Below are 2,929 nucleotides of genomic sequence, written 5' to 3'. Positions count from 1 at the left end.
GTGCCAATTTTGTGGCGCAAGCGACAATCTGTTGCTGTCATTTTAGGTAAAAGGTGCGTCATGGCGGCGGAGTTTGGTATAATCCGCCGCTTAATTTTGTTTAACCTATTTAGCTGTCGTTGTCATAGCCCGATTGCCTGCGGAAGTCCCATGAAGTTTATTGTAAAGCTATATCCCGAAATCATGATGAAGAGCAAGCCTGTGCGCATGCGCTTTACCAAAATGCTTGAAACCAATATCCGTAACGTGCTCAAAAAAGTTGACGAAGATGCCAAGGTGCAGCGTCAGTGGGACCGTATCATGGTGATGGTACCCAAGCACAAGCCCGAGTTAGCCCAAGCCTTTGGTGAGCGCCTGGCCTGTATTCCTGGGATCGCCCATGTGGTGCAGGTTGATGAATATCAGTTTACCTCTGTGGATGATATCTACCAGCAGGTACTGCCGGTGTACCGCGAGCAACTGGCAGGCAAAACCTTTTGCGTGCGGGTGAAGCGTACGGGGGATCATGACTTTAACTCCATCGAGGTGGAGCGGTATGTCGGCGGCGGCTTGAATCAATTTACGGATGCCCTTGGGGTGCGCCTAAAGAACCCGGATGTGACGGTGAATCTGGAAATCGAGCGCGATAAACTCTACATGGTGACCAAGCGTATCGAGGGGCTAGGTGGATTCCCTATGGCCACCCAAGAGGATGTGTTGTCCTTGATTTCTGGTGGGTTTGACTCTGGGGTATCGAGCTATCAACTGATTAAAAAGGGCGCACGGACCCATTACTGCTTCTTTAATTTGGGCGGCGCCCAGCATGAAATTGGCGTAAAACAAGTGGCGTATCACCTGTGGAAGACCTATGGCGAATCCCACAAGGTGAAGTTTATTTCGGTACCATTTGAGCCGGTCGTGGCCGAAATTCTCGAGCGTATCGACAATGGCCAAATGGGCGTGGTACTAAAACGCATGATGATGCGCACCGCCGCCCGTATTGCCGAGCGGATGGGCATTCAAGCGATTGTGACGGGTGAGAGTTTGGGTCAGGTATCGAGCCAAACCTTGACCAATTTAAACGTCATCGACCGCTGCACCGACATGCTGATTTTGCGGCCGCTTATCGCCATGGATAAGCAGGACATTATCAATGAATGCCGGAGAATTGGGACTGAAGATTTTGCTAAATCGATGCCTGAATATTGCGGGGTGATCTCGCAAAAACCAACCGTAAAAGCCGTGCTGGCCAAGGTTGAAGCTGAAGAGATGAAATTCTCAGCGGATTTAATTGACCGTATCGTTGCACAATCCGTCACTATTGATATTCGGGAGATCGCCGAGCAAATGAATACTCGTATCACCGAGACTGAAACTGTGGTTAGCATTGATCACCATGAAGTGGTAATTGATATTCGCGCCCCAGAGGAAGAAGAAAACAAACCGTTGCAGATAGATGGCGTGGAGATTAAACGCATTCCATTCTTTAAATTAGCGACTCAGTTTGCGGAACTCGACAAACAAAAGACCTACTTGCTGTACTGTGAGCGTGGCGTGATGAGTAAGCTACAGGCCTTGTATTTAATTGAGCAGGGTTACAGTAACGTAAAAGTGTATCGCCCATAATGCATTTAGGCGGTGCTTGAAGCGCAAACGCGCGCCTTGTCACGGCGCGCGACATTGCACCGAACGCGCAATGTGCCGAATGCTCAATGCCATTGACCACAAAAAAGCCGCAATTGATTGCGGCTTTTCTTGTGGGATTACGCCACCTTGGGTATTCCCGCCGAGCGGGATGATGCAAGGCTGAACGGCTGCATTCGCGGGTGAATGCGCCGCTTATAGGGCGCTATTGGCGGCGTGCTTTGGTGGAAGTGCGCCATCTTCAGTGGACAGTAATGTGGGCGAAGCTAATGCTTCTTGCTGCATTTGCTCCATGGTTTGGGTTAAATCGGCACCGATGCTCGCGGGTAAATCGCTGGTATCGATAACAATTTCTTCAAAGAATTCATTGGCACTGACGGTCGCACTGAGTGCTGAGACTAACACTAACACAAATAAAGAGTTTAACTTGAGCATCGTCGCCTCCGGGCTGACAAAATAGTCTGTCAGACACTCCCATTATCCTCGTGGAGATTGTCCAACTGCGGTGTTTTAACCGCGCAAAATTTAACCAAAAGTGCTGGCCTTTACAAACGATTAAATGTAACAATACGGATTAGAAAAACTAATTAATAATTGAGATAGAAAATACGATGTCAAGACGACTACCACCGCTCAATGCGGTTAAAGCCTTTGAAGCGGCCGCTAGGCACTTGAGCTTTACTCGTGCGGCTGAAGAACTGTTTGTGACTCAAGCCGCAGTGAGCCACCAGATCAAGGCGCTAGAAGATTTTCTCGGATTAAAATTATTTCGTCGAAAAAACCGGTCATTACTGCTCACCGAAGAAGGCCAGAGCTATTTTCTTGATATTAAAGACATCTTTACGCAATTAGCCGATGCCACCGACCGACTCTTAGCGCGCAGCGCCATTGGTTCACTGACCGTGAGTATGTCCCCCAGTTTTGCCATCCAATGGTTGGTGCCGCGTCTGGCAAAATTCAGCGAGAAAAACCCTGATATTGATGTGCGGATCAAGGCCGTCGATACTGAGGCAAGCTCCTTAACCGATGATGTGGATGTCGCCATTTATTACGGTTTAGGCAATTGGCCGGGGCTTCGCGCCGATAAGTTACGCAATGAAGTTCTGATCCCGGTGTGTTCGCCCATGTTACTGAATGGCCCAAAACCGTTGTCTAAACCGAGCGATCTAAAACATCACACCCTATTGCACGATATGAGTCGCCACGACTGGCAAGCCTGGTTTCGCCAGTGTGGGATCAGTGATATTAACGTGAATCAAGGGCCGATTTTTAGTCATTCGTCATTAGTGTTACAGGCAGCGGCCCA

At 49.0% G+C, this 2,929-nt stretch carries 3 protein-coding genes; 2 read left to right on the top strand and 1 reads right to left on the bottom strand.

Translation table 11 applies throughout. The annotated features are described in order from the left end of the window. Window positions 1–150 precede the first annotated feature (150 nt). Entirely contained in the window at window positions 151–1,605 is a 1,455-nt protein-coding gene (gene thiI, locus ACRCZA_RS10300) for a tRNA uracil 4-sulfurtransferase ThiI (RefSeq protein ID WP_438674349.1), read from the top strand. Window positions 1,606–1,818: 213 nt separating this feature from the next. Here the strand turns inward: thiI and ACRCZA_RS10295 are convergent, their stop codons facing one another. After that, window positions 1,819–2,058 carry a hypothetical protein gene (locus ACRCZA_RS10295; RefSeq protein ID WP_438674348.1) on the bottom strand — a complete coding sequence of 80 codons (240 nt, stop codon included), beginning with the start codon at window positions 2,056–2,058 and terminating at the stop codon, window positions 1,819–1,821. Window positions 2,059–2,234: 176 nt separating this feature from the next. On the opposite strand from ACRCZA_RS10295, the gene ACRCZA_RS10290 reads away from it, so the two are divergent. Then, the coding region (locus ACRCZA_RS10290) for a transcriptional regulator GcvA (protein ID WP_438674347.1) at window positions 2,235–2,929 on the top strand (695 nt) is incomplete at its 3' end.

The organism is Shewanella sp. (assembly GCF_051658185.1).
GTDB lineage: Bacteria > Pseudomonadota > Gammaproteobacteria > Enterobacterales > Shewanellaceae > Shewanella.
This window is presented reverse-complemented; position numbering and strand designations above follow the sequence as displayed.

Bases quoted from the DNA above. Each gene is read 5' to 3' on its own strand.
- thiI (WP_438674349.1), top strand. From the start codon at position 151: ATGAAGTTTATTGTAAAGCTATATCCCGAAATCATGATGAAGAGCAAG.
- ACRCZA_RS10295 (WP_438674348.1), bottom strand. From the start codon at position 2,058: ATGCTCAAGTTAAACTCTTTATTTGTGTTAGTGTTAGTCTCAGCACTC.